20 protein-coding genes are annotated in these 24,112 nt (G+C 74.2%); 5 read left to right on the top strand and 15 right to left on the bottom strand.

What is annotated here, in order from left to right; all coding sequences use genetic code 11:
* Positions 1-253: 253 nt before the first annotated feature.
* Genes MQV74_RS23115 through rpmG form a run of 3 tightly spaced genes read right to left on the bottom strand, consistent with a single transcriptional unit; the run spans position 254 to position 1,853 of the window.
* Positions 254-1,396: a CobW family GTP-binding protein gene (locus MQV74_RS23115; protein WP_242720525.1), complete on the bottom strand. Its 1,143-nt coding sequence runs from the start codon at positions 1,394-1,396 to the stop codon at positions 254-256.
* Positions 1,396-1,683, bottom strand: a complete 288-nt coding sequence (locus MQV74_RS23110) for a type B 50S ribosomal protein L31 (RefSeq protein ID WP_242720523.1) — start codon at positions 1,681-1,683, stop codon at positions 1,396-1,398. The genes MQV74_RS23115 and MQV74_RS23110 overlap by 1 nt, the downstream gene beginning before the upstream one ends.
* A 5-nt stretch (positions 1,684-1,688) precedes the next feature.
* Complete coding sequence (gene rpmG / locus MQV74_RS23105; RefSeq protein ID WP_030361075.1) at positions 1,689-1,853, bottom strand: 50S ribosomal protein L33; 165 nt, start codon at positions 1,851-1,853, stop codon at positions 1,689-1,691.
* A 72-nt stretch (positions 1,854-1,925) separates the two neighbouring features.
* Between rpmG and rpmB the strand changes: the two genes are divergently transcribed.
* Positions 1,926-2,162 carry a 50S ribosomal protein L28 gene (gene rpmB / locus MQV74_RS23100; RefSeq protein WP_138961079.1) on the top strand — a complete coding sequence of 79 codons (237 nt, stop codon included), beginning with the start codon at positions 1,926-1,928 and terminating at the stop codon, positions 2,160-2,162.
* Entirely contained in the window at positions 2,162-2,467 is a 306-nt protein-coding gene (rpsN, locus tag MQV74_RS23095; RefSeq protein ID WP_242720521.1) for a 30S ribosomal protein S14, read from the top strand. Before rpmB ends, rpsN begins: the two co-directional genes overlap by 1 nt.
* Positions 2,468-2,601: 134 nt before the next feature.
* Here the strand turns inward: rpsN and MQV74_RS23090 are convergent, their stop codons facing one another.
* The 3 genes from MQV74_RS23090 to MQV74_RS23080 all read right to left on the bottom strand — a co-directional run bounded on the left by MQV74_RS23090 (position 2,602) and on the right by MQV74_RS23080 (position 6,635).
* Positions 2,602-4,734, bottom strand: coding sequence for an FUSC family protein (locus MQV74_RS23090; protein ID WP_242720519.1), 2,133 nt, complete (start codon positions 4,732-4,734; stop codon positions 2,602-2,604).
* Between the two features lie 256 nt (positions 4,735-4,990).
* Entirely contained in the window at positions 4,991-5,368 is a 378-nt protein-coding gene (locus MQV74_RS23085) for a MerR family transcriptional regulator (protein ID WP_242720517.1), read from the bottom strand.
* 1 nt (position 5,369) lies between these two features.
* On the bottom strand, positions 5,370-6,635 hold the full coding sequence (locus MQV74_RS23080; RefSeq protein ID WP_242720515.1) for a DUF2786 domain-containing protein: 1,266 nt from the start codon (positions 6,633-6,635) through the stop codon (positions 5,370-5,372).
* An 84-nt stretch (positions 6,636-6,719) separates the two neighbouring features.
* Here MQV74_RS23080 and MQV74_RS23075 point away from each other — a divergent pair, with 84 nt between their 5' ends.
* On the top strand, positions 6,720-8,900 hold the full coding sequence (locus tag MQV74_RS23075; RefSeq protein ID WP_242720513.1) for an FtsX-like permease family protein: 2,181 nt from the start codon (positions 6,720-6,722) through the stop codon (positions 8,898-8,900).
* 91 nt (positions 8,901-8,991) lie between these two features.
* Here MQV74_RS23075 and MQV74_RS23070 read toward each other — a convergent pair whose 3' ends face one another.
* A complete protein-coding gene (locus tag MQV74_RS23070) occupies positions 8,992-9,831 on the bottom strand; it encodes a nitrilase-related carbon-nitrogen hydrolase (protein WP_242720511.1) in 840 nt (279 codons plus the stop codon).
* 119 nt (positions 9,832-9,950) lie between these two features.
* On the opposite strand from MQV74_RS23070, the gene MQV74_RS23065 reads away from it, so the two are divergent.
* Complete coding sequence (locus MQV74_RS23065) at positions 9,951-11,654, top strand: bifunctional 3'-5' exonuclease/DNA polymerase (protein WP_242720509.1); 1,704 nt, start codon at positions 9,951-9,953, stop codon at positions 11,652-11,654.
* Positions 11,655-11,704: 50 nt separating this feature from the next.
* On the opposite strand, the gene MQV74_RS23060 is transcribed toward MQV74_RS23065, so the two are convergent.
* The 7 genes from MQV74_RS23060 to MQV74_RS23030 all read right to left on the bottom strand — a co-directional run bounded on the left by MQV74_RS23060 (position 11,705) and on the right by MQV74_RS23030 (position 20,870).
* A complete protein-coding gene (locus MQV74_RS23060; RefSeq protein ID WP_242720507.1) occupies positions 11,705-14,692 on the bottom strand; it encodes an AfsR/SARP family transcriptional regulator in 2,988 nt (995 codons plus the stop codon).
* A 147-nt stretch (positions 14,693-14,839) separates the two neighbouring features.
* On the bottom strand, positions 14,840-16,105 hold the full coding sequence (locus MQV74_RS23055) for a tyrosine-type recombinase/integrase (protein ID WP_242720505.1): 1,266 nt from the start codon (positions 16,103-16,105) through the stop codon (positions 14,840-14,842).
* A 646-nt stretch (positions 16,106-16,751) separates the two neighbouring features.
* Positions 16,752-16,994, bottom strand: a complete 243-nt coding sequence (locus MQV74_RS23050) for a helix-turn-helix transcriptional regulator (protein ID WP_242720503.1) — start codon at positions 16,992-16,994, stop codon at positions 16,752-16,754.
* Positions 16,995-17,246: 252 nt separating this feature from the next.
* Positions 17,247-18,860: an ATP-binding protein gene (locus MQV74_RS23045; protein ID WP_242720500.1), complete on the bottom strand. Its 1,614-nt coding sequence runs from the start codon at positions 18,858-18,860 to the stop codon at positions 17,247-17,249.
* A gap of 59 nt (positions 18,861-18,919) precedes the next feature.
* On the bottom strand, positions 18,920-19,522 hold the full coding sequence (locus MQV74_RS23040; RefSeq protein ID WP_242720498.1) for an HNH endonuclease: 603 nt from the start codon (positions 19,520-19,522) through the stop codon (positions 18,920-18,922).
* Positions 19,523-19,524: 2 nt separating this feature from the next.
* Positions 19,525-20,313, bottom strand: coding sequence for a hypothetical protein (locus MQV74_RS23035; protein WP_242720497.1), 789 nt, complete (start codon positions 20,311-20,313; stop codon positions 19,525-19,527).
* Entirely contained in the window at positions 20,310-20,870 is a 561-nt protein-coding gene (locus MQV74_RS23030; protein WP_242720495.1) for a hypothetical protein, read from the bottom strand. The genes MQV74_RS23035 and MQV74_RS23030 overlap by 4 nt, the downstream gene beginning before the upstream one ends.
* A gap of 366 nt (positions 20,871-21,236) precedes the next feature.
* Between MQV74_RS23030 and MQV74_RS23025 the strand changes: the two genes are divergently transcribed.
* Entirely contained in the window at positions 21,237-22,373 is a 1,137-nt protein-coding gene (locus MQV74_RS23025) for a helix-turn-helix domain-containing protein (RefSeq protein WP_242720493.1), read from the top strand.
* Here the strand turns inward: MQV74_RS23025 and MQV74_RS23020 are convergent.
* Entirely contained in the window at positions 22,357-23,163 is an 807-nt protein-coding gene (locus MQV74_RS23020) for an NUDIX domain-containing protein (RefSeq protein WP_242720491.1), read from the bottom strand. The genes MQV74_RS23025 and MQV74_RS23020 overlap by 17 nt on opposite strands.
* Between the last annotated feature and the right edge of the window lie 949 nt (positions 23,164-24,112).

Genomic DNA, 24,112 nt, shown 5'->3' with positions numbered 1-24,112 from the left:
GGGGCCGTCCGGGGGGACGAGCAAGATCCGTCGGGGGGTTCCCGGTGGGGGCGGGGCCCTGGCCGGGCGGAAGCGCGGGCGCTGCGCGTGCGCCCCCTGGTGGCTTCGGGCGCCGCGGGGCCCGGGGGCTGGTCGAGCGGCTGAGCGGCACCTGGGGCTGTACCCACCCTTCCCCAAGCTCTCGGCTGCGCTCGAGCAGGGGATGCCCCCACTCACCCTGCGGGACGATTGCCGGACAGCAAGGAGGAGAGTTTCAGACCTCCAGGAACTGGTCGAAGGCCGGAGGCAGGGATTTCCAGGCCGTGCGGCCCGCCGCGTATTCCTCGTCCGTGAGGAGGCAGGACTCCAGGACCTCGGTGAGGGCGTCGCGGTCGAGGCCCGGCGAGGTGAACACGAGGTGCTGGCAGCAGTCGCCGTGTTCGGGGTGCCAGTCGAGGGCGGCGGCCGCGCGGCGCACCGGCGGCACCAGGTCCCAGGCGGCGTCCGGCAGGGACGCCAGCCACGGCCCCGCGCTCTCGACGCACAGCGCGCCGCCCGCCGCGTCCCAGGCGAGCAGCGTGTCCGGCCGGTCCGCGAGCCAGAACCGGCCCCGGCTGCGGGCGGCCGCACAGGTGAGTTCCTCCAGGGCCGCGTACAGGCGCTCGGGGTGGAAGGGCCTGCGGCGGTGCCACACGAGCGTGGCGACGCCGCCGTCGTCGGCCTCGGCGGGCAGCAGCGCGCACGCCGGGTGCTGCGCGGCGGCGGCCGCCTCCACGTCGAAGCCCGCGAGCGCGGCGCCCGCCAGGTCGCCGTCGCCGATCGGGACCTGACGGGCCGTCGGGTGGAGCTGGGCGAGGAGCGCGCGGTCCTCGGCGTCGGCGCCCGCCGTGTCCAGGACGGCGAGCACCGGGGCGTACTCCAGCTGGCGCGCCCAGGTGTCGGCGACGGTGCGCCGGTCGCCGGGCGCCGCGGCGAGCCCCGCGTCCGCCAGGTCGTCGCCGCCTGCGAGGCAGGGCAGGAGCAGGCCCGGGTCGACGGCCGTGATGACGCCGCTCAGGCGCAGCGCCCGCGAGCCGTGTCCGGCGATGACCTCGGCCATCGCCTTCGGTTCGACGGAGTCCCACAGTTCGACGACCGCGAGCCGGGTGAGACCGCCCGCGGCGAGCCGCTCCAGCTCCGGGACGAGGTCCTCGCGCAGGGCGCAGCAGGCGCAGTCGTTGACGAGAGGGGTCTCGCCGGTGGAGAGGACACCGGTGGCGTCGCGCACGGTCCGTACGACCCGGCCCGTGGCGGCGGTGGAGAGGTCGTGGTGCAGGGCCACGCTGTCGGGGACGGTGGCCAGGAGCCGCGCCACGGCCGCGGCCCTGGCCTCCGTGTGCAGGCCCCCGACGAGGGCGACGGCCAGGGTGGCGCCCATCAACGGGCCCCGTCGTCAGCGGTGTCGGGCGCCGCGGACGGGCGGGCGCTCCCGTAGCGCCGCTCGAAGCGCTCCACGCGGCCCGCCGTGTCGAGGACGCGCTGCTGCCCCGTGTAGAAGGGGTGGCTCGCGGAGGAGACCTCGACGTCGATGACGGGGTACGTGCGGCCGTCCTCCCAGTCGACCGTCCTGTCGCTGGTGGCCGTCGAGCGGGTGAGGAAGGCGAAGCCCGCGGCCTTGTCGCGGAAGACGACGGGCCCGTACGGCGGGTGGATTCCGGGTCGCACGCGGATCAGCGCTCCTCTCGGAAGTCGACGTGGCGGCCTGCCACGGGGTCGTACTTGCGCAGGGTCAGGCGGTCCGGGTCGTTCCGGCGGTTCTTGCGGGTCACGTACGTGTAGCCCGTGCCGGCGGTGGACCGGAGCTTGATGACGGGGCGGAGTTCGTTGCGAGCCATGAGGGCTAGTATATGAAAATGGATCCCGTTTCCAAATGGCCGGAGCCACCACCGAACGAGAGGTGCGTCACCTTGTCCGCCCACTGCCAGCTGACCGGCGCGAAGCCCGGCTTCGGCAAGAACGTCTCCCACTCCCACCGGCGCACCTCGCGCCGCTTCGACCCGAACGTCCAGAGCAAGCGCTACTGGCTGCCGAGCGAGAGCCGGTACGTGCGCCTGCGGCTGAGCGCCCGGGGCATCAAGACCGTCGACGTGATCGGCGTCGAGGCCGCCGTCGCCAGGATCCGGGCGCGCGGGGTGAAGGTCTGATGGCCAAGAAGAGCAAGGTCGCGAAGAACGAGAAGCGGCGCGAGGTCGTCGCCCGGTACGCCGCGCGGCGGGCCGAGCTGAAGGAGCTGCTCCGCAGCCCGTCCACGCCGGACGCCGAACGGCTCGCGGCCCGGCGGGAACTGGCGCGCCAGCCGCGCGACGCCAGCGCCACGCGCGTCCGCAACCGCGACAGCGTGGACGGGCGGCCGCGCGGGTACGTGCGGACGTTCGGGCTCTCCCGGGTCCGGCTGCGCGAGCAGGCGCACGCCGGATTCCTGCCCGGCGTGCGCAAGTCCTCCTGGTAGCCCGGCCGCCGAGCGCTTCGCTGGAATCGCCCCGATGGGCCGTCGATCACCTGCGGGACCGTCGTGGCTGAACGCGCAGTTCCCCGCGCCCCTTCGGGGCGCTGCCGAACCGCACCGCACTCGCACAAGACCGCTCAGTGCCCGCCGCCGCTGTCCGTGCCGTCCACCAGCATCGGCGGCGGCGTGGTGTCCAGGGCGTCGGAGAGGTCGTCGAGGGCCTGGAGGAGCAGGCCCGTGCCGCGCCGGACGACGCGGTCCGGGACGCCCTCGCCGTCCCAGGCGTCCAGGGCCTCGCGCACCGGGCCCCAGTCGGGGACGCGGCGTTCGCGCACGGCCCGCGCGCCCTGGGCGGTCGCGGTGCGCAGGGCGTCCGCGAAGCGGGCGGCGGCCGGGACCGGGGGCGCGCCGCGTTCCGGCAGGTGCGCCTCCATCAGCATGGCGACGCGGCCGATCTGCACCAGGGCCAGCTCGGCTCCCTGCGCGGCGGCGCGGGACAGGCCGCGGTGGCGCACGGGCTCCCGCTGGGCGCGCTCGGCCGCCTCCTGCCAGGCGACGCGGGCGTCGCGGGCGGCGAGCAGGGCCTCGCGGACGTCCGGGCAGGACTTGCCGGCGGGCTCGGCGTAGTGGCCGACGACGGCGGCGGCGTACCGGCCGTCCGCCGCCAGCCAGTCCGCGAGGCGGGTGCGCAGGCGCGGGGTCTCCCAGGCCGGGTAGAAGGCGTACGCGAGCATCGCGAGGGCGCCGCCGAGCAGCGTCAGGAAGACGCGCTCCGGGACCGTCTGCGTCCACTCCTCGCCGCCCATGCCGAGCAGGAACACCACGTACGCGGCGACGCAGGCCTGCGCGGCGAACTGGCCCGTGCGCATCAGCAGGTACATGAGCCCCGCGCAGAGGACGGCGAGCGCCGCGGAGAGGCGGGTGCCGGGGTGGACGAGCTGGACCAGGCCCGTGGCCAGGGCCACGCCGACGAGGGTGCCGGCGAAGCGGGCGACGGCGCGGGAGTACGTCTGGGAGAAGTCCGGGCGCATCACCATGACCGAGGCCATGGGGGCCCAGTAGGCGTGGCCCAGGGGGAGGTGGGTGCCCAGGGCGTAGCCGGCGGTGGCGACCGTGGTGACGCGAAGGGCGTGGCGGGTGACGGGGGAGCCGCGTCGCCGGAGCTCGGTGCGCATGGCCTTGGCGGCGGCGGGGACCAGGGCCGCCAGGCCCGGGCGGAGGAGGTGCTTGGCGCTCGCCCTGGCGTCACGGTCGCTCGGCGCCTCGGGCGCGGCGGGAGCGGTCGCGCGGCCGCCTGCCACTTCCACCACGTCCTTGAGCAGGGCTCCCAGGCGCGTCGCCGCCCTGTGGGGTGGGCCCTGGAGGATGGCGCCCGTGTCGGGGGTCTGGAAGGCGGCCACGGCGGGGGGCGGAAGGCGGACGGGGGTGCCGTGGCGGATGGCTCGGGCGGCGGCGTCGAGGATGTCGGCCGCGGCGGCGAGGAGTTCACGGGCGCGGGCGCGTTCGGGGCCCTCCTCGGGGACGCCCATCGCCGGGTCGGCGAGCGAGGCGAGCACCGGGCGGATGCGTTCGGCGAGGCCGCGGGCGCCGTGGAGTTCGGCGGGGCGGGTGCGGGCCTGGCGCGGAGTGATCGTCGCGGCGTCGCGGGCCGCCATCAGCGGGACCGGGTCGAAGGGGGCCGCCGGGTCGTGGCGCAGGCGGCGGGCGTAGTCGGCCTCCGCGGCCAGGGCGTCGGCCAGGGCGTCGCGGTGGGCGCCCCAGCGGCGTACCGGGAAGACGACCACCAGGGCCGCCTGGACGAGGCCGCCGACGACCATCGTCGCGGCGTGGCCCGCGGCCGCCGCGATGGAGGTGGGGAGGGTGATGGTCACCAGCATGATGGCGACGTTGGACGTGGCGATGAGGCCGATCGTGGGGCCCGCCGCCCAGCTCAGGCCCGCGAGGAAGGTCCACAGGGCGAGCAGGGCGAGAAACAGCGGCTGGTGGGAGCCCGTCACGTAGCCGAGGAAGGTGGAGACGGCGAGGCTCGTGCCGGAGGCGATGGCGAGCTCGGGGCGCGGGCGCCAGCTGCGCTGGAAGGTGGCGATGGCCGCCTGGTACGCGCCGAACGCGGAGCTTGCCGCCACGGCGGGGCCGAAGAGGGTGAGGCTCGCGCCGATGACGAGGGCGAGGCCGGTGGCTCCGCGCAGGGCCACGAGGGGTTCCAGGCGGCGGCGCTCCACGGACAGGCCCGTGTGGGCGGTCTGTCTCAGTGCTCGCCACCAGGTCACTCCGTGATGGTACGCAGGGGTTTGGGGGTTTATGGGGTGGGGCTCGGTGTGCGGGTGCTGGCGTGGTGGGGCGCGGGTGGGGTTCGCGTCGCGCGGCGGTCCGCCCTGTGCCCGCCCGTTCCGCCCCCTGGGCGGACCAGCCGCCCACAGGGCGGGGGGGTGGACCAGCCGCCCACAGGGGCGGGGGTGGGGAAGGCGGGCCAGCCGCGCACAGGGCGGGGGGGGCGGGCCGGTCGTCCGCGGGCGGGCTTCGGGGTCAGGCCGGTTGTTGGGCTCGGGTTCGGGTTACCGCTGCCAGGTATTCCGCGATCGCGTCGCGGTTGCGGGTCAGGCATTCGACGCGCTCGGTCATGCGGTCGCGCTCGTGTGCCAGGGTGGCGAGCATCTCCGGCGTCGCGTCGGGGAAGTGGATGACGCGGGGCTTGTTCAGGCAGGGCAGGATCTGCTTGATGATGCGGGTGGGCAGCCCGGCCTCCAGGAGGCCGCGGATCTGCAGGACGCGGTCGACGTAGAACTCGTCGTAGTCGCGGTAGCCGTTGGGGGTCCGGTCGGCGACGATCAGGCCCTGTTCCTCGTAGTAGCGCAGCAGCCTGCGGGACGTGTCGGTGCGTTCCGCCAGTTCTCCGATGCGCATGTCAGTCCCTCGTGTCCGTCGTGTCCGTAAGGGTGTCCGGAAGCCTCACACGTGCGTGAAGGTTAGCGCCCGCCGCGGCGGCCGCGCCCTCGGCCCAGCCCGCGCCGTCGTGCACGCCGCGCACGCGGGTCGTGGTGGTCTCGGGGAACATCCGCTCCGTGCGGTCGGTGACGGAGACGTCCCGGGCCGCGAGCACCGGGAGCAGCGCGCCGTCCGCGCCCTCGTGCGTGACGGGCGCGGCAGCGGCCTCCAGACGGGCGCCGACGCGGTGGGCGTACGCCATCCAGAAGGCCTGGCGGAAGGTCTTGGTGCGGTTGCGGCCACCCGCGCGCTGGCCCGCCTCGGCGGTGGTCATGGCCGCCGTGCCCTGGACCAGGAGGGAGGCGTACAGCAAGGCGACGACGTCCAGGTCGGGTTCGAAGCCGACGACGGTGGAGAAGGCGAAGGCCTCGTTCCACACGGCGCGGCAGCGGTTCGCGGTGGCGACGGCGTCGAGGAGGATCGCCTTCGCGGTCTCGTACGGGGCGTCGACGCCGACGCGGCAGGCGCCGGGCGTGCCGGTGGCGTGCGTGCGCGCGGCGAGCAGCGCCTCGTCGACGCTGTACCGGGCCGTCAGCTCCTGCGCCTTCGCGGTCAGGGCCTCCGCCTCCTCCGGGAACGTGGTCGCCTCGGCCTTGGCCAGCAGGGCGCGGATCCGGGTCAGGGCGCGCGGCTCGTCGTGCGCGGGCGGGGCGTCGAGCGGGCCGCGGGCGCCCGGGGGCGGGCCGACCGGCTCGATGGCGGGCAGGTGCAGGAGGAGGCGGTAGAGGGTGAGCAGGGCGGTGGCGCGCGTGAAGCGGTCCGGGGCGCGCCACGGGGCGAGCGCGTCGAGGTCGGCGAGCTGGCCGGGCCAGCGGGCGGGCAGCTCCTCGGGGGCGTAGCGGCGGGTCTCGGCGCGGATGAGCTCGGCGGCGAGGCGTACGTGGTCCTCGTCGAGGTCGCGGCGCACGAGCCGGACGACGTCGGCGGGCTGCCAGCCGCGCTCCCAGGCGCGGCGCACGAACTCCTCGCCGCGGCGGGCCACTTCGGCGTCGGCGGCGGGGGCGGCGGCGAGCAGGGAGGCGGCGGTGTCGAGGGCGTCGTCGACGTGCCGCGCCGCGACGGCACCACGGCCGCGCCGCCCGCGGCGTCCGCGTCCGCTCGCGCCGTCGCCGGGCCCGGTGGTCGCGTCAGGGGGCGTGTGCGCGTACAGGGCCGCCGCGAACGCCTTGTCGATCACCGAGTCCATACCCCTAAGGGTAGGTCTGGCCCTACCTCCGATCCGCCCGCCAGGGGGCGTGAGGCGGGAGGCCGGGGGCGGTTCGCTTGGGGCATGATCTTTGCTTCGCTCCGTTCTCGCTGGGCCGGGTTCCTCGGGGCCTTCGTCGCCGTCGCCCTCGGGGTGGCCCTGACCGCCGCGATGGGGGTGGGGCTCGCCGCGAGCACGGGCGGCGCGGAGCGCGGGCCCCAGCGGTTCGCGGCGTCGCCCGTGGTCGTGGCGGGGCGGGACACGCTGAGCGTGCCGGTGCGGCGGGGGCCGCGGACCGAGCGCGTCGAGGAGCGGCTCGTCCATCCACACCCTGTGGACAAGGAACTGCTCGCCGACCTGCGGCGGCTCGGCCCGGTGCGGGTCAGCGGCGGGCCGGACGCCGTCGGCGTGCGCGCGCCCGTCGGCGCGGTGCGGGCCGCCGTCGCCGCGTCCCGCACCGGGGCCCGGGTGCTCACCGGCGCGGACCGCGCCCGCGTCGACCCGGGCGCGGAGCGGGACGGGCGGGCGCTCGTGGCCGTGAACGCGTTCCTCGGCACGGCGGGCGGCGTCGCCGTGTTCGTCTCGGCGTTCGTGACCGCGTCCACGTGCGCGTTCGTGGTGGCGCTGCGCCGCCGTGAGCTGGGGCTGCTGCGGGCGGCCGGGGCGAGCCGGGGCCAGGTGCGGCGCTGGCTGCTCGGCGAGGCCCTGGTGGTCGGGTCCCTGGCGGCCGCCACCGGCTGCGGGCTCGGGGCCTGGGTCGCCCCGCGCCTCGCGCGGGCCCTGGTGGACGCGGAGGTCGCACCGCCGTGGTTCACGGTGGCCGAAGGCCTGCGCTGGACCTGGTGGCCGTATCAACTCGCCTTCTGGACCGGGCTCCTCGTCGCCCTGGCGGGAGCCTGGAGCGCGGCGCGGCGCGCGGCCCGGGTCAGCCCCGTGGAGGCGCTGCGCGAGGCGTCGCTCGACACCGGGGTGATGCCGCCGGGCCGCCGCGTCGCGGGCGCCGCGCTGCTCGCGGGGGCGCTCGGGATGCTCCTGTGGACGCTGTGGTCGGACCCTTCGGACCTGCTCAAGCGCAAGACGTACACCGTCTTGCCGATGTTCCTGGCCACGGCGGTCGCCGCGCTCGCGCCGCTGCTCGTACGGCACGTCGTGGCGCTCTTCCCCCGTCCCGCCGTCGCGCGGCCCGGGCGGGCCCGCCGGGCGGCCGCCCTCGCCCGGATCGTCCGCGCCGGCTGCGGCGCCGGGGTGCGCCGCACCGCCGCCGTCGCCGCGCCCGTCCTCGTCACGGTGGCACTGGCGGGCTGTCTGTTCGGCTCCGCCGGGACGGTCGGCGCGGCGAAGGCGGCGGAGGCCCGGCAGCGCACCGCCGCCGACCTCGTCGTCACCGGCGCGGGGCTGCGCCCCGCGGGTCCGGTCGCGGGCGCCACCGTCGCCGCGTCCGCCGCCACCGCCGTGTTCGTGCCCGAGGACGACGGGTCGGCGGTGGTCAGGGCCGAGGCGCGGGCGGTGGCCGACCCGGCGGCGTTCGCGGCGGTGACCCGGCTGCCGGTGGTGGCGGGCGACGTGCGCGACCTCGACGACCGTTCGATCGTCGTCGACGAGGAGTGGCAGCGGCACCGCGTCGGCGAGCGGGTGTCCGTGTGGCTCGGCGACGGGCGGCGGGCCCGGCTGCGGATCGTGGCGGTCCTCGCGCGCGGCACCGGCGACAACGGCGCGTACGTGACCGCCGCGAACGCGGCGGGCGCACCCGTGGACCGCCTCGACGTCCGGCTCGGGGCCGGGGCCGACCGCGCCGCCGTGGCGCGGGTGCTGCGCGCGAGCGGCGGTGTGGTGCGGCCGGTCGACGACTGGCTCGCCACCACGTACCCGGAGATGCGGCGCCAGACCCGGCTCGGCCTGCTCATGCTGCTCGCGCTCTGCCTCACGTACGCGGCGATCTCCCTGGTCTCCACGCTGCTGATGACCGCGCCGGTACGGGCTCCCGAGCTGCGGTCCCTGCGCCTGGCGGGGGCGACGCCCGGTCAGCTGCGGCTCGTGGCGGCCGGGGAGGCGGTGGTCGCGGTGGCGGTGGGCGTGGTGCTGGGGCTCGCGGTGACGGCGGTCGGGCTCGGGGGGCTCGCGCTGGCTCTCGCACGCCTTTCGGTGCCGGTGGGGGTGGTGGTGCCGTGGGGGGCCATGGGGGTGTGCGCGGGGGTGTGCGGGGCGGTGGCCGCGGTGGCGGGGGCGTGGCGGGTGCCCCGGGCCTGCCTGGCCTCGGACGGCTGAGGCCTTGCGGCCCTGGTGCGACGGCTGGGCGGCGCCGCGGTGCTGTGCCCACCCGTCCCGCCCTGCGGGACGATTGCCCACAGCGGACAGGCTAAGAGTCGCCGCCCTCGTCGATCAGGCGGCGGACCTCTCGGTCGATGAGGCCGAGGCGGGCCTCCGCGACCAGGGGGACCGCGCGGCGCTGGCGCCGGGCCTCGTGCAGGTCGATGTCGACGGTGACCAGGCCCGGCTCCCACTTGGGCGCCTGCGCGACCACCGTGCCGCGCGGGTCCACGACCCGTGAACCGCCCCAGAACGTGGCCCCGTTCTCGTTGCCGACGCGGTTCACGAACACCACCCAGCACTGGAGCATGCGGGCCGTGTACGACAGCAGGGTGTCCCAGTACAGGCCCGTGTCCATCGCCTCCGGGTCGAGGCTCGCCGCGCTGTTCGTGGGGACGACGATGACCTCCGCGCCGTCCTGCACCGCGAGCCACGGAAGCACCGGCTGCCAGGCGTCGTTACAGATGAGCGTGGCCGCGCGGCCGTGCCCGCCGGGCAGGTCGTAGGCGCGCAGGTGCTGGCCCGGGCTGACGTGCTTGCGCTCCTCCCAGGCGAGGTAGTTCGGCAGGTACAGCTTGCGGTGCGCGTGCCGCAGGGCGCCCGCCGCGTAGTAGCCCGACGTGTTGTACGCGCGCAGGCTGGTGTGCTCGTGCAGGCCGAGCAGGACGTCCGGGCCGAGCAGGGACAGGCCGAGCAGGCGCGGGTCGTCGGCGGGCAGCGAGGTGTCCCGCTTCAGGGCGCCCAGGTGGTAGCCGTGCAGGCTCAGCTCGGGGAACACCACGAGGTCGGCGGACTGGGCCCGTGCCTGGGCCACGCACTCGCGGGCGACCTCCAGGTTCTCGTCCACCTCGCCGAGCACGCAGTCGGTCTGGGCCAGGGCGACGCGCATGGCACCGAGCGTGGCAGGGGCGGCCGGGGGCGGCATGCGGGGTGGGCCATGCGGGGTGCGGCCGGGCGGCCGCCCAGGTCCGGGGCCCGATTGTCAGTGGCGGGTGCGATCGTCGAGGGGTGGAAGCGCAACGGTGGGCCATCGCGGAGGACGGGCCGGGGGTGCTCGTGGCACAGCTCGGGGACGACGGGCTGCCCGTCGGGCCCGCCGTGCGGGAGGACGACCTCGCCGGGGCGGTGCGGCGGCGCCCCGGGGTCGGACGCTGGGTGTGGCGGTCCACCGCCGGCCTCTATCCCCGGCTGCTCGCGGCGGGCGTCCGGGTCGAGCGCTGCTACGACGTGGAGGCCGCGGAGGCGCTGCTGCTCGCGCACGAGGGGCGGCTCGGCGAGCCCCGTTCGGCGGCGGCCGCCTGGGCGCGCGGCAGGCGAAGACCCGTGCCCCCGGACCCTCCGCCCCGCGCCGCGGTGCCTGGCGCGCAGGACTCCCTCTTCGAACCGTCCGCGTCCGCCCCACTGCCCTTCGACGCCCTCCTGGAGGTGTACGCGGAGCAGCTCGAACGGCATGGGGCGACCGCGCACCCGGGTCGGATGCGGCTGCTCACGGCCGCCGAGTCGGCGGGCATGCTCGTGGCCGCGGAGATGAACGGGGCCGGGCTGCCGTGGCGCGCGGACGTCCACCGCGACGTCCTCACCGAGCTGCTCGGCGAGCGGTACGGCGGCGGTGGCGAGCCCCGGCGCCTGGCCGAGCTGGCCGACGAGGTGTCGGCGGCCTTCGGGCACCGGGTGCGCCCCGACCTGCCCGCGGACGTGGTCAAGGCGTTCGCGCGGGCGGGCGTCAAGGTCCGCTCGACCCGGCGCTGGGAGCTGGAGGAGATCGACCACCCCGCCGTGCGCCCGCTCCTGGAGTACAAGTCGCTGTACCGCGTGTGGACCGCCCACGGCTGGTCCTGGCTCCAGGACTGGGTGCGCGACGGCCGCTTCCGGCCGGAGTACACGCCGGGCGGCACCGTCACCGGCCGCTGGACCACGAACGGCGGCGGCGCCCTGCAGATCCCCAAGGTCATCCGGCGCGCGGTGGTCGCGGACCCGGGCTGGCGGCTCGTCGTCGCCGACGCCGACCAGCTGGAGCCGCGCGTCCTTGCCGCCATCTCGCGCGACCGGGGCCTGATGGACGTGGCGGCCAGCCCCGACGACCTGTACGCACGGCTGTCGGACCGCGCGTTCTCCGGCGACCGCGAGCACGCCAAGCTGGCGCTGCTCGGCGCGGTCTACGGCCAGACCTCCGGCGACGGCCTGAAGAACCTGGCGGCGCTGCGCCGCCGCTTCCCGCAGGCCGTCGCGTACGTCGACGACGCGGCGCGCGCGGGCGAGGAGGGCCGGCTCGTGCGGACCTGGCTGGGCCGGACCAGCCCGCCCGCGGCCGGCACGGGCGAGGACGCCTTCGGCGAGGCGGGCCTGCCGCAGGAGGACGCCGCCGAGCCCGACGACACCCCCCGGGAGGGCGGCTTCACCCCCGGGTACGCCTCCACCAACGCCCGCGCCCGCGGTCGCTTCACACGGAACTTCGTGGTGCAGGGCAGCGCCTCCGAATGGGCTCTGCTCATGCTCGCCGCGCTGCGCAGGGCCACCGCGCACCTCCGCGCCGAGCTGGTCTTCTTCCAGCACGACGAGGTGATCGTGCACTGCCCGGACGAGGAGGCGGAGGAGGTCGCGGCGGCCGTGCGGGAGGCCGGGGACCTGGCGGGGCGGATCGCGTTCGGCGAGACCCCGGTGCGGTTTCCGTTCACCACGGCGGTCGTACGGTGCTACGCCGATGCCAAGTGAAGCGTGCGGCCACCCTTCGGACCGGGCCCTTTCGCGCTGCGCGCTCGTCCTCAAACGCCGGTCGGGCTCGATGGTCCGCCGGTGAGTTCGCGCAGTTCCGTCACTACCTTGGGGCTCGCTCCGTCCAGGGACTCCAGGGCGGTGAGGGCCGAGCGCCACTGCTCCTGGGCCTGTTGGGGACGGCCCTGGGCGCGGAGGAGGAGGCCGTGCTGGTGGCGGGCCAGGCCGGTCATGTGGGTGTCACCGCGGTGGGCGGCGCGCTCCAGGAGGAGGGCGCAGGCGCGGTCCGCCTCCGCGGTGCGGCCCAGGGCGCGCAGGGCGCGGACCAGGCCGAGGCGGGTGTGGGACTCGCCGTGCCAGTCCTCGTACTCGCCGTGCACGCGCAGGCTGACCTCGAAGTGGCCGAGGGCGGCGGCCGGTTCGCCGAGGGCGAGGTGGGCGTAGCCGATGTTGCAGTGCGCGGACTGGCGGACGACGGCGTGGCCGATGCGTTCGCCGATGGCGAGGCTGCGCTCGTGGTGGACGATGGCGAGCCGGGCGTCGCTGTGCTCGTAGAGGTTGCCGAGGTGACTGAACGTGATGGCCTCGCTGAGCGGGTCGTCCAGGGAGCGGGCGAGGTCCAGGGCCCGGGTCAGGGCGTCCACGGCCTCCGCGCGGCGGCCCAGGCCGTCGAGCAGCAGGCCCCGGTGGTTCAGGCCGCGGCGCACGCAGGACGCGCGGCCGATGCCGTGCCACAGGGCGAGCGCCTCGTCGTTCAGGGCCAGGGCCTCGCCCGCGCGGCCCGTCATGAAGCGGTGGCCCGCGAGGTCGGTGAGGGCCTGCGCCGTCACGGCCGGGTCGCCGTGCAGCCGCGCGGTGTCCACGGCGATCGCGGCGAGGGTGCCCCACTCGGTGAGGCGGCCGCGGCGCTGGAGGTACGGGAAGAGGTTCCGCACCAGGGCCGGTACGAGCCCGGAGGCGTCGCCGGTGTGCCGTTCGGTGAGGGCGACGACGTTGTCCAGCTCCCCGTCGGCCCAGGCGAACGCGGCGTCCAGGGAGCCGAAGGGCTCCAGGTCTTCGGGCGCGGGGACGGCGGGCGCGGGGACGGCGAGGCGGTCCTCTCGGTCCCGGCTCTCCGGGGCGATCGCGAGCAGCGCCGCGCGGGCGGTGTCGCCGTACCAGCGCAGGGCCGTCGCGCCGAAGGCGCCCGCGGGACGGGGCTCGCGGTGGGCGCGGGCGAAGTCCCGTACGAGGTCGTGCGGGGCGTAGCGGCCGTACGCGGTCTCTTCGAGGAGGGCGACGTCGACGAGGCGGTCCAGGGCGGCCTGGGCGCGCCAGCGCTCCGTGCCGAGCAGCCTCGCGAGGAGCTGCGCGCCGTACGCGGGCAGGTCGAGCGCGCCGATGACGCCGAGGGCGCGGGCGGCGTCGCGGTCGCTGTCGCGGTCGGAGGTGCGCAGCGCCTCCAGGGCGACGTCGAGGGAGCGCCGCACGCTCAAGTCGTCGTACTCCAGGTGCCTCAGGCGGCCCTCGCAGTCCGTCAGGAGGCCCGCGAGGGCGTCCGGGGTGAGCGCGCGGCGGGCGGCGAGCCGGGCCGCGACGATCCGCAGCGCGAGCGGGAGGCGGCCCGTGAGCCGCACCAGCGGGTGCCCCGCGCCGAGGTCGGCCCGCCCCGACGCGGCGCGCAGCAGCGCGGTGCTGGCCTCGGCGGACAGCGGGGGCAGCGGGAAGCGGGCGGCGCCGTCGAGCGCGGTGAGCGGGGAGCGGCTGGTCACGAGGGTGCCGCAGCCCGCGCCGCCGGGCAGCAGCGGCCGCACCTGCGCGGCGCTCGCGGCCCCGTCGAGGACGAGGAGCGTACGGGTGGGGGCCAGGAGCGAGCGCAGCAGCGCGGCCGCCGCGTCCGGGTCGTCGGGGGCGTGCCGGGCCTCGGCCCCGAGGTCGCGGAGCAGCGCGGCGAGGGCCTGGCCCGGGGTGAGCGGGGCGACGCCGGGGGTGGCCCCGTGCAGGTTGACGTAGAGCTGGCCGTCGGGGAAGTGCTCCCGCAGGCCGTGTGCGACGTGCAGGGCGAGGGCGCTCTTGCCGACGCCCGCCATGCCCGAGAGCACGACCACGGGCGGGGCGCCCCCGCTGCCGTCGGTGAGCCGTTCGCGCAGCTCACGGGCCGTGTCCTCGCGCCCTGTGAAGTGCGAGGGCGCGGGCGGGAGCTGGGCGGGGCGGGGCGCGCGGCGCGGCGGTGACGTGGTGGGGCGACCCCCGGCGAGGACGGCGCGGGTCGGCTGCGCGGCGGGGGTGGCGCGGGCTCCGGGGCTGCTGAGGATCTCCCGGTGGGCCGCGCGGACGCCGTCGCCCGGCTCGACGCCGAGCTCCTCGACCAGCCTGCGGCGCAGTGCGCGGTGGACGGCCAGGGCCTCCGCCTGGCGGCCGGTGCGGTGCAGCAGGAGCATGAGCTGGCGGTGGAACGCCTCGCGGAGCGGATGCTCAGTGACGAGCGAAGCCAACTCCGGTACGAGGGCCGCGAGTTCGGGTCCACGCTCAAGGGTGCGTTCCAGGGCCGCGTCGTGGCGCCACTCCAGGACGAGCAGGCGGGCCTCCTCCAGGCGCTGGACCAGGGCGTCACCCGCGGTGGTCGTGGAGAGGCCGGAGAGCGGGGCGCCGCGCCACAGGCACAGGGCCGCCGCGGCCTCGGCCTCGGCGGTGTCCCAGTCGCGGGCGGCGTGGGCCGCGCGGGCCGCGGCGGCGTGCCGTTCGAAGACGCGGACGTCGAGTTCGCCGTCGGCCACGAGCAGCCGGTAGCCCGGCGGTACGGCGCGCAGCCGGGCCGGGTCGTCGAGGAGGCGGCGCAGCCGGGTGACGTGGTTCTGCAGCGAGGCACGGGCGGAGGCGGGCGGCGCGTCGCCCCACAGCGCCTCCGTGAGCGCGTCGGCGGAGACCACGCGGCCCGGTGCGAGCAGCAGCGCGGTCAGCAGGGCGCGGGCCTTGGGGCTGCGGAGCGGGCGGGGTTCGCCCGCCGCGTCGTACACGGCGGGCACGCCGAGGAGCCCGAACCGCAGCTCGCCTGCCATGCGTGCCCTACTCCCCCAGTGCCCGCAGCCCCCGTTGGCTGTCGCGGCCACGCCAAAACGGGGGCCGTTGGGCACATGTTAGCCATCTGTGCGCCAGACAGGCCGATATGCCTCTGACCTGCGGCGGAGCCGCCGTACCGGGCCTTCTCAGGCAGCGTGGGCCGTCCCAGGGCCGTGATCATGGGAACCGGCCGCGCGGAACACCCCGTCGACAGCCTTCCGGGTGCGCCCCTCGCTGCTCGGCATCAGGTGCGTATAGACCCTGAGCGTGAAACCGGGGTCGCTGTGCCCCAGGTAGGTACTCAGAGCCTTGATGCTCTCCCCGGCGTCCAGGAGCACGGACGCGTAGAAGTGCCTGAGGGCGTGCATGCCGTGCGCTCGCGCCGCCGCGTACCGCTCGCCCGCCCCCGGCACCGGAATGACGTCAGCGGCAGCCAGAGCGGGTTTCCAGGCGACGTCGTTGAAGACGTCGCGCCAGAGCGCCCCGCCCTGCGGTGCGACGAACACGAGCTTCTTGGTGAGCGGTTCGCCGTCGGGCGTCAGCCAAGGCAGGGTGACGTCGACCGGCGGGAACCGCCGAACATGCTCGGTCAGCACCTTCGCGACCTCCGCAGGCAGGGGCACGTCCCGCACCTTGCCCCGCTTCGGGGGCGCGAACACCTGCCTCCCCCGGACCTGCTTCACCTGGAAGCCGACGTGCAGCCAGCCAGTGAGGAATCCGACCTCGTCGACCGGCAGGCCGAAGATCTCGCCCTGCCGCAGTCCGCACCCTGCCCCAAGGTCGGCCATCGCGCGGTACTGCTCGGGGAGCGCCGCCCGCACGGCGAACATCCGCGCGGCCGTCCACGGCTTGACCCGCGTCGGTACAGGCTCAGGCGCCTTCACCGACGTCGCTCGGCACGGGTTGCGCCGCAGAATGCCGTCGTCAAGCGCCGCGTTCATGACGGACGAGACGTTCTCGAAGATGAGGCGCCGGTGCGTCGCATTCGGCACTGCTTGCTTGAGTTCGCCCAGCCAATCCCGGATGTGTTCCGGCTGGAACGAGCCGAGCGGCCGAGAGCCGATGTTCGGGTAGGCGTACAGCCGGAGCCGAGACTTGACCGCCGCATGGCTGTTCTCGTCGGAAGTGAGGCTCTTGACCCACTTCTCGGCGTACTGCCGGAAGGTGGTGCGGGCAGCCTTCGGATCGATGAACTGGCCCGCGTCCATGTCCGCTTCGATCCGCGTCAGCCACTTCTCGGCAAGCCGCTTCTTGCCGTCGGAGAAGCTCTTGTTCTGCTCGGTGCCGTCGGGGCCGATGTAGCGGGCGCGGTAGCGCAGGCCCTTGCCGTAGCGGTCGGTCCTGACGCGGACGGTCTTGCCGTCGGCGGCGGTCCCGGTCTTGTACCAGCGGTCTTGGATGTGGCCAGCCATCGGGGCTGACTCCCTTCTCGGTAGCAGGACGTTGCGGGGCCTGGTGGCCCGTGCGGTGGGTCTCAGGGAGGCGGAGACAGGGGTCTCGGTCGGCTTCCTGAGGGGGTGTTCGGGGGTGTTGGGGGTGCGCCTCCCTGCCTCCCTGAGAGGCCTTTTGCGCTGGTCAGGTGGAGGGAGGCGGGGTAGGGAGGTGGTCAGGGAGTTCTCCCTGGCTCCCTGGGGGCGGTGGGCGGAGCTTCCTGCCGCTCGTCGTGCCGCCGGGGGAGGTGGAGGCGGGGGCCCGAAACGGCCGCCAGAGGGGTGTTCCGGGGGATCTCCGTCGGTGCCTCCCCTGCCTCCCCCGGGGCCGTTTCCGCAGGTGGCTGCGGGGGAGGGCGGCCGGGGAGGTGCCGGGGGACTTCTCCCCCCTTCCCCGGCCGGGCGGGTGCTGCCTCCCTCGCCGTTCGGGCCCGTTTCACGAGTGCCAGCGGGTGGGGGTGCTAGGCGCTAGGCAGCTGGTCAGAGGGCGGATCGGCTGCTAGTAGGGCTGCTAGGCCTAGCAGGGGCGGGCGCTAGACCTAGCACCCCGCTGGGCCGGTGCCGGTCGCGTGACGAAACCTGGTGCCGCTGCCGGGAGTTCCGTCACGCCCGCTGTCGCACCGGCGGTTCAGGCCGCCTCGTCGTCGAGGGCGGTTCGCTCGGTTTCCCAGGCTTGTACGGCGGCGGGGTTGAAGCGGAGGTAGCGGCCGACGCGGAAGCCGGTGGGGCCGATGCGTTTGCGGCGCCACTGGTAGACGGTTTCGACGCTGGGGAGGCTGAACAGGGTGACCAGGTCCTCGGGGGTGAGGTAGCGGTCGGGGAGGCCGCCGCGCAGGGTGGCGCGTGGGTCGGTGGGCTCTTCTCTGGCCATGGCTTTGGTGACTCCTCGTGTCCGTTGGGGCGGTGCGTGGGAGTGGTGCCGGTTGCCGTCCTAGAGAGTTGGTGTATTTCAGCGTCCGCAGCGCTCCAGCGTCCGCAAGGCCGTGTTGTGGCAGGCCAGCGGGGGTGCGGGGTGCGGACGCTAGTGCGGACGCTGAGGACGCTGGACGGCTGTAGCGTCCGCAGCCTTTGACGTGTCCGGGCCGCTGGTGTGCGGCCCGGCCCGGCGGGTGGTCCGGCTACGTCAGGACTGGTCAGGCAGGGTTCTGCCGTGCCCCGGTGGGGCCACCTCCGGCCAGAGGGAGGCCTGTTCGGGTGCGGACGCTGACGCGTCTTCGTCGGGTGCGCGGGACAGGGTGAGGAGCTTGTGCCGGGTCCGGTCGCGGCTACGCTGCGTGTCGTCGACCATGATTCCGATGGAGCGCAGCAGCGGGGCGAGGCGCTTGACGCGTCCGCTGGTGCGGGTGGCGTCCTTGGGCCAGTTCGGCGGGCGGACCAGCGGCGCGGGCAGGGCTTCGAGGAGCTGTCCGGCGGTGCCCTGCCAGGTGCCCGCCTGCTCCACCAGGTGGGCGATGGCCATGGCGAACAGGTCGCCTTCCAGGGCGTCGGTGGCGACGTTCGCGGAGGTGGCGAGGTAGTCGTTCAGGGTGTTCCAGCCCTGTGTCTGGTCGACGGCGGCGAGGACGCGGGCGAAGTCGGCCATGCGCGGCATGGACTGAAGCCGCACGCCGGGCAGGACCGCGAGCACGCACGCGAGGACGTCGAACAGGGCGCCGAGCACGGCCGGGCGGACGGCTTCGAAGGTGGCGTCGAGTTCCTCTTCGGAGCGGCGGTGTTCGGAGTCGATGAGCTGGAGGTCGAGCAGGAGGACGCGTTCGGCCAGGTCCCCGGCGAGCGCCCCGGCGTCGATGGTGGTCAGGGCCAGCACCCGTTTGAAGGTGAGCACGACCACGTCGTCGTCGGTGTACAGGGCGCGGTCGACCACACCGTCTCCGGTCACGGCCTTGCACAGGGTGTCCGAGAGCCACGGCGGGATCGTGCTCACGTTGTCCAGGCACAGGGCCCATGAGCTGAACGCCTGCCGCGACCAGGCCTTTTCGTCGCGTGGCTGGCTGCGCTTGGCGGCCGGGGACGGGTCGATGAGGTTGATGAACATCTGCGCGGCCTTGGACTTGCCCGTGCCCTGCTCGCCCTTGCAGACGAGGGCGGGGTGGGGGATGTCGGGAATCCAGGCCGCGACCAGCCACGCGACGAGCTGGTGGAAGGAGGGTTCGTCCATGTTGAGCAGGGCGTGGAGTTTGGCCAGTCCGTCGCCGTCCAGCACCGGGGCAGGCATCGGGGCCATGGCACCGGAACGCCGGAAGAGCACCGGGGCCCGCTCCACGACGTTCCACCCTGTGGCCGTGACCACGACCGCGCGGCCGTCGGCGCTGGCGAGGTCGACCACGATTCCGCCGGCGGGGTCCCGGCCGACCCGCAGGTGCACGGGTTCGGGGTCGCCGGAGTCGGCGATGCCTTCCAGGACGGTCATGGCGTCGGCGAGCGCGGATTGCGAGGCGACTTCGCCGGGGTAGGCGTCGGCGAACTGCCGGGCCAGCCGCTGCCGCAAGCCGCCCTTGTTCCGCAGCGGCAGCGCGACGTTCGGCCCCTCCAGGGCGACCGCGTAGGGGCGGCCGTCGGGGGACGTCACGAACCGGTACTCCTCGCGGGCGAGCGCCACGAGCCGGGAAGCGGCCGATGGCTTCTTGCCGCCGTCGTCGCCGTGGTCGGGCCGACGGCGGGTCGACCGGGCCGGGTCGACTGGCGCCCGACTCGCGTCGAGGGCAGAGGTGTTCATGGAGTCGGCTGTCTCGTTCACGGTGGTGTTCACCGTCTTCACGGGTCGGGCCGATCCGTTCACGGGGGTGTTCAGCGCGTTCACGCGGGCACCGCCTCTCCGGTGGGGCCCGCGCACGCCCGCCCTGGTCGGGGTGCGCGCAGGCAGCCCGGTCGGGCCGACGGATGCTGTTCACGGCGGTCGTGGCATGCCGATTGACGCCGGTCAGGGGTCGACCGTCGGCTGGTCGGGTCGGGCGACCACACGGCCGTGAACGTCGGCTGGTGGCTGTGTGCGAGTCGGGCCAGAAGCCGCCAGAGGCCGAGCGTGAACGGCGCCGTGAACACGGCATGAGCGGCCGTGAGCGTGGGACCGTCGACGTGAACAGTCGGGGCGTCGACGGTCGGGGCGACGGGCGTCGAAGCGTCGTTGACGGGCGTCGACGTGAACACTGCGCACAGCACCAGGGCCAGCGAGAGCGGCAGTTGGTTCGCCTTGGCGCGGTTGCAGTCGACACAGGCCAGCATCAGCGAGGTGACCGACCACGAACGCCACAGCGAGCACGGCGCCACGTGGTCGAGGGTGGCCTCACTCAGGCAGGAGAACGGGCGGCGGCAGTAGGCGCAGCGCTGCCCGTGGCGGCGCGCGAGCTGTTCCTTGCGCACGCGCCGCCTGGCGGAGTTGAGGGGGTGTCCGGGGCGCACGGCTACCACTCCGCCCGCAGGGGCCGCAGCCAGGTGCCCTCAGGGCCGGGCGGCGGGGTCAGGCCGATGGTGTAGCCGCCGGAGTCGGGGCGCACGATCAGCGGCGCGGGCTGGCTGCGGTCGAAGCGCACCAGGTCGAACGCGAAGCGGCGGCGGTGGTAGTCGGGCAGGGCCTGCTTGTACAACCACTCCCGCTCACGGTCACGGTCGGCTCCACCCAACTCCCCGCCCATCACCGCACCCAGACGGATCAGGGTCTCGGTCGGCACCGCCGTGACGCCCTCGTGGATCGCGCGGGCCAGCAGCAGCTTGCGGCCCGGCAGCTCGCGGAAGACCTCCGCCCGGTAGCGGTTCAGGCTGGAGAGGTACACGGCCGCGCCGACCTCCCCGGCCGTCATCGGCCGCGAGCGTGCTCCGGCGTACCAGAACGACAGGGCCAGCCGGTAGGCGAACCGGCGGCAGGCAGCCACCTCCGGCCACTCCACCGGATCTCCGTCCAGGCCCTCGAACTCGGGCGTGTGCTCCGCGATCCCTGTCGGGCCCAGCGTGTTCACGGCGGCGGTGAGCGCCGCGTACAGGGCGTCGGTGCTGGGCACCGGAAGCGCGAGGTCATCCGCAGCCGTCTCGAACAGCGCGGCGGCCGCCTCGCCCACCGTCAGCTCCAGCCCGGCCACGGGGATGGTGGCGAAGGTGTCGCCGTCCCGGCGCCGGTCCATCCCCGCAAGGGAGACGACCGGCGCCGCAGCGGCCCCAACCTGCGTGTACAGGGCGTCCAGGGCGGCGGTGCTCATGCCGTCACCCCGTACACCCGCTGGATGGCCTGCCCCACGCAGTACACATACGTCGGGTCCACCTCCGGCAGGCCCGCCGGGGCGCAGGCCTGCGGCCGACGGCGGTACAGGGACACGGCGTAGTCCGCGCGGTCGTCCAGGGCCAGCAGATCATTGGCCAGCACGGCAAAGCTCACGCCCTCCCGAACCGCAACGTCGTCGTCCTCCAGCTCGGACCACAGCAGATTCAGCCCCGGCGTGAACAGCAACAGGGCCAGCAGTTCACCGAACGACAGGTGCGAGCACACATCCACGGTCACCCGCGTGGGAGCTCCCGGCTCCGGGTCCCCGAGCACGTCCACGTTGTCCACCAGGCGGCCAACCGGGCCGCTCGCGACGACCGTCCCCGGCTGCCCTGCCTTCGACACGGCCGGGATGCGCGCCGCGCTCTCCAGCGCATCGATCCGCCGCTCCATACCGGAGATCGACTTCCGGATCTCCCGCAAGTGGTCCAGCAGAACGCCGAGTTCGCTGCGGGTGATCCCTAAGCCCGCATCCTGCGCGGTGCCCTGCTCCATGACAGTTCCAGGCATGATGGAGGTACCCCTTTCGGGTCGAGGAGCGGCTATCTGCTTGGCGGTGGAGGCCGCTCCTTGCTGTGTCGACCCATGGCGACGTAAGAGCGCCACGGGCCGCTTTCGCGTCCAATCTGGTGCGCACCAGTAGCTTGCATCTGGTGCGCACCAGATGCAAGAGGGTGTGCACCAGGACTGGAAGATTCGCGGTTGCTGCATGCTCCGAGGGAACTCCCGCGCAGGGGTGCACCGGTAGCCAACAGGCCTTAACAACTGGGAAGTTAAGAGGAGTGTTAACCCCCTTCGACCTCGGGATTTGGTGCATCCTGGTGCGAGGTCCGAACGGCCTAGCGACTGGGGGCGATATGCGTGAGTGAACAGCTCAGGGACGCTCGAACTGCCCGCGGCTGGTCTCAGGAACGTCTCGTCCGGGAGGTCGAGCGATACGCCCGGCAGCACGCGCTTGACGTCCCGACGACCGCGAGTCTCCGCGTCTACGTCTCCGAGTGGGAGAACGGCAAGCGCAAGATCTCAGTGCGGTTCGCGGCGATCCTCCGACCTCTCCTCGGCCTCACCGACGAGGAGTTGCTCGGCGGGACGCAGGCAGCCGGGCCGCCACTGGTGGGCGGCTATGACGAGCTGATCAGCCGTATCGATTCGGCCCGGAGCGTCGGCCTCGGCATGGTGAAGACCTTCACTGATCAGACCGAGCTGTTCCGCACGATGGACAGGCAGATGGGGGCTGCCGCTCTCGTCGACCAGATGACGGGCCACCTGACCAGGCTTGAAGACGCGCTCACGTTCGCGGTCCTCCCTGACGCCCGACGGCCTATTGCTCAGGCGTTGGCTGCTGCCGCGACGCTCGCAGCATGGCAGGCCTTGGACGCGGGGGCCATCGAACGAGCGTGGCGAAACTACGAGTTGGGCAAGCGCGCGTCCCAGGAAGCCGGAGAGCCCATGTACCTCGCGCACGCCATGGCAGAGCAGGCCTACGTCCTCAGCGAGGCGGGACGGCCTGAACTGGCCGTGGCACTTGTGCGCGACGCCCGTAGGGCGGCTGAAGGCCACATGTCTCCACGCCTTCAAGCGTGGCTCTACGCGGCCGAAGCGGAGTTGTGCGCCAAAGCCGGGCCCGAACTGGCCGACGACTGCCGCCGCGCCCTTGACCTGGCCGCGTCCGTGCTGCCGCCCGGCGACGAAGCCAGGGACCCGGACATGTTGAGCATTTTCCTTAATGCCTCGCACCTGGCTCGATGGCGCGGTAACGCGCTCGCGATGCTCGGGGACGACGATGCGGTTAGCAGCCTCTACCAGGCGCTTGGCTCTCTCGATTCCACGTTCGTCCGTGCCGAATCGGGGCTCCGGTGCGACCTTGCCCAAGCGCACCTGGCGCGCGGCGAGTACGACCAGGCGCAAGAGCACCTGAGGACCGCGCGCCTGTTGGCAAGCCGCACCGGTTCGGCGCGGCATCGCCGCCGCATCGATCAGCTCACACAGAGGCTGTAGGAGCGTTCTTCCTGTTCGCGAGCACGTGCAGGAGTGCAACGAGGGTTCCGGACCCCATGAGTTGACCACGCGCCATCAGGCCGGGGACATCCGTGAGCGGCACCCACTCGACTCGGCCAGCTTCCTCTGCGTCTGTCGGTTCACCGATCTGCTCCGCACCGTGCGCTACGAAGATCTCGTGCGGTGAGTCCACCATGCCGACCATGGGCTGATACGTGACTACGTGCTCAAGGGCAACAGGGCGCCAGCCCGTCTCTTCCTCGACTTCCCGCGTGGCGCACGCATGGGCGTCCTCGCCCTCGTCCACGATGCCGCCGGGAAGCTCCCAGCCCCATTGATCCGGCACGAAGCGGTAGCGCCAGAGCATGAGTACGCGGTCTTGGTCATCCAGTACGGCCGTGATCGCGACGTGCTGAAGGCGCACCACATGGTGCTCAAAGCGCTTCACGCCTGGGGGCTCGACGTCGACCAGGTCGAGTCGAACCCAACGGTTGTCGTACACGGGCCGCTCGCCGTAGATCTGCCACGGCTCCAGCTCTCCCGACGTGGTGGCACCGACCCGCCGCTGGCTCGGGGAGGGCGCCGGCACTCGGTACGAACTGCGGCCGTGCACCTCCAACACGCCTTCTCCTACGAGCCGCGCGAGGACCTGCCGCAGCGCGGTGCGGCCGATGTCGAGTTCCGTCGTCAGGGTGCGCTCCGACGGAACCTTGTCCCCGGGGGCGAGCTTCCCCCCTCCGACCCACTCTCGGATCGTGCGTTCCACCCGAGCCGACTTGGTCTCTGCCATTCCCGCAGCACGCTCCCCATTCGTTGGCTGGTGCACACCAGCGTAGCCAGTCAGAACCTTGCAAGGAGCGGCCTGCGGCCGCTCGGCCCTTGGCAGCTCGCTGCGCTCGCGCGCGACAGCCGCCGTGCCGCGTTGAGCCTCGTCGCGCACGACCGGCCGTCGACACCACGAAGAGGCCACCCCCGCGCCCCGAGTGGTGGCCTCTTCGTCGGAGTCATCGGATGCATCAAGGAGGGGCAGGATCACAGCGTCCGCACCCCTCTCCCTCTAAGAGCAGCCGTGAGCTGCGGAATCCTGCTCTCAAGGGGAGAGCAGGTGCGGACGCTGCGGACGCTGCGAAAAGCTAGCGTCCGCACTTAGCGTCCGCACCATTCATGCAGCTCAGAGCATGTGTGCGTGGGCTTGCGGACGCTGCGGACGCTATTCCCTCTCAACTCTCTAGTAGAGAGAAGAGATCCGAAGTCTTGGGACGGCCCGTCGCCCCCTGGATCGCTCCTCGCGCACAAGCAAGAGGAGCACCCCGCGCCGCGTGCTCTTCTTGCTTGTGGGCAGGTGCCGGAGCCATGGCGGGCCGTACGGAGCGGCAGAGGGCCGCTGGGGCGCGCCAGGACTGCCTCCCCCTTGGAAGGCCCCACAGGACCGCCTTCCAAGGGGGGTCTCCCTCCCTCGCCCTGGTTGCCGTCCTGTGGCGCGATCGGGCGGGGCGTCAGGGCGAGCGTCAAGCGGTGTCAGCGTCAGGCGTCAGGGCGCGTGACACCGCGTGTGCCTAGGGGTTTGGGTGTCAGGGCGCCGTGACAGTGTCAGGCGTCAGGCAGCTGTCACGGCCGCCCGCGGCCCGCAGTCGCCGGATCGGGGCCAGTCCACGGCGCCCCGGCGCGCGAGCGCAGCGAGCTGCCAGAGGTCGTGCGGCCGGAGGCCGCTCCTTCATGTTCTTCCCCGCAGCGGGGCG

The sequence above is a fragment of the Streptomyces sp. AN091965 genome (assembly GCF_022698285.1).
Lineage (GTDB): Bacteria > Actinomycetota > Actinomycetes > Streptomycetales > Streptomycetaceae > Streptomyces.
The sequence above is the reverse complement of the archived record's forward strand: the minus strand, read 5'-3'. Positions and strand labels throughout refer to the sequence as shown.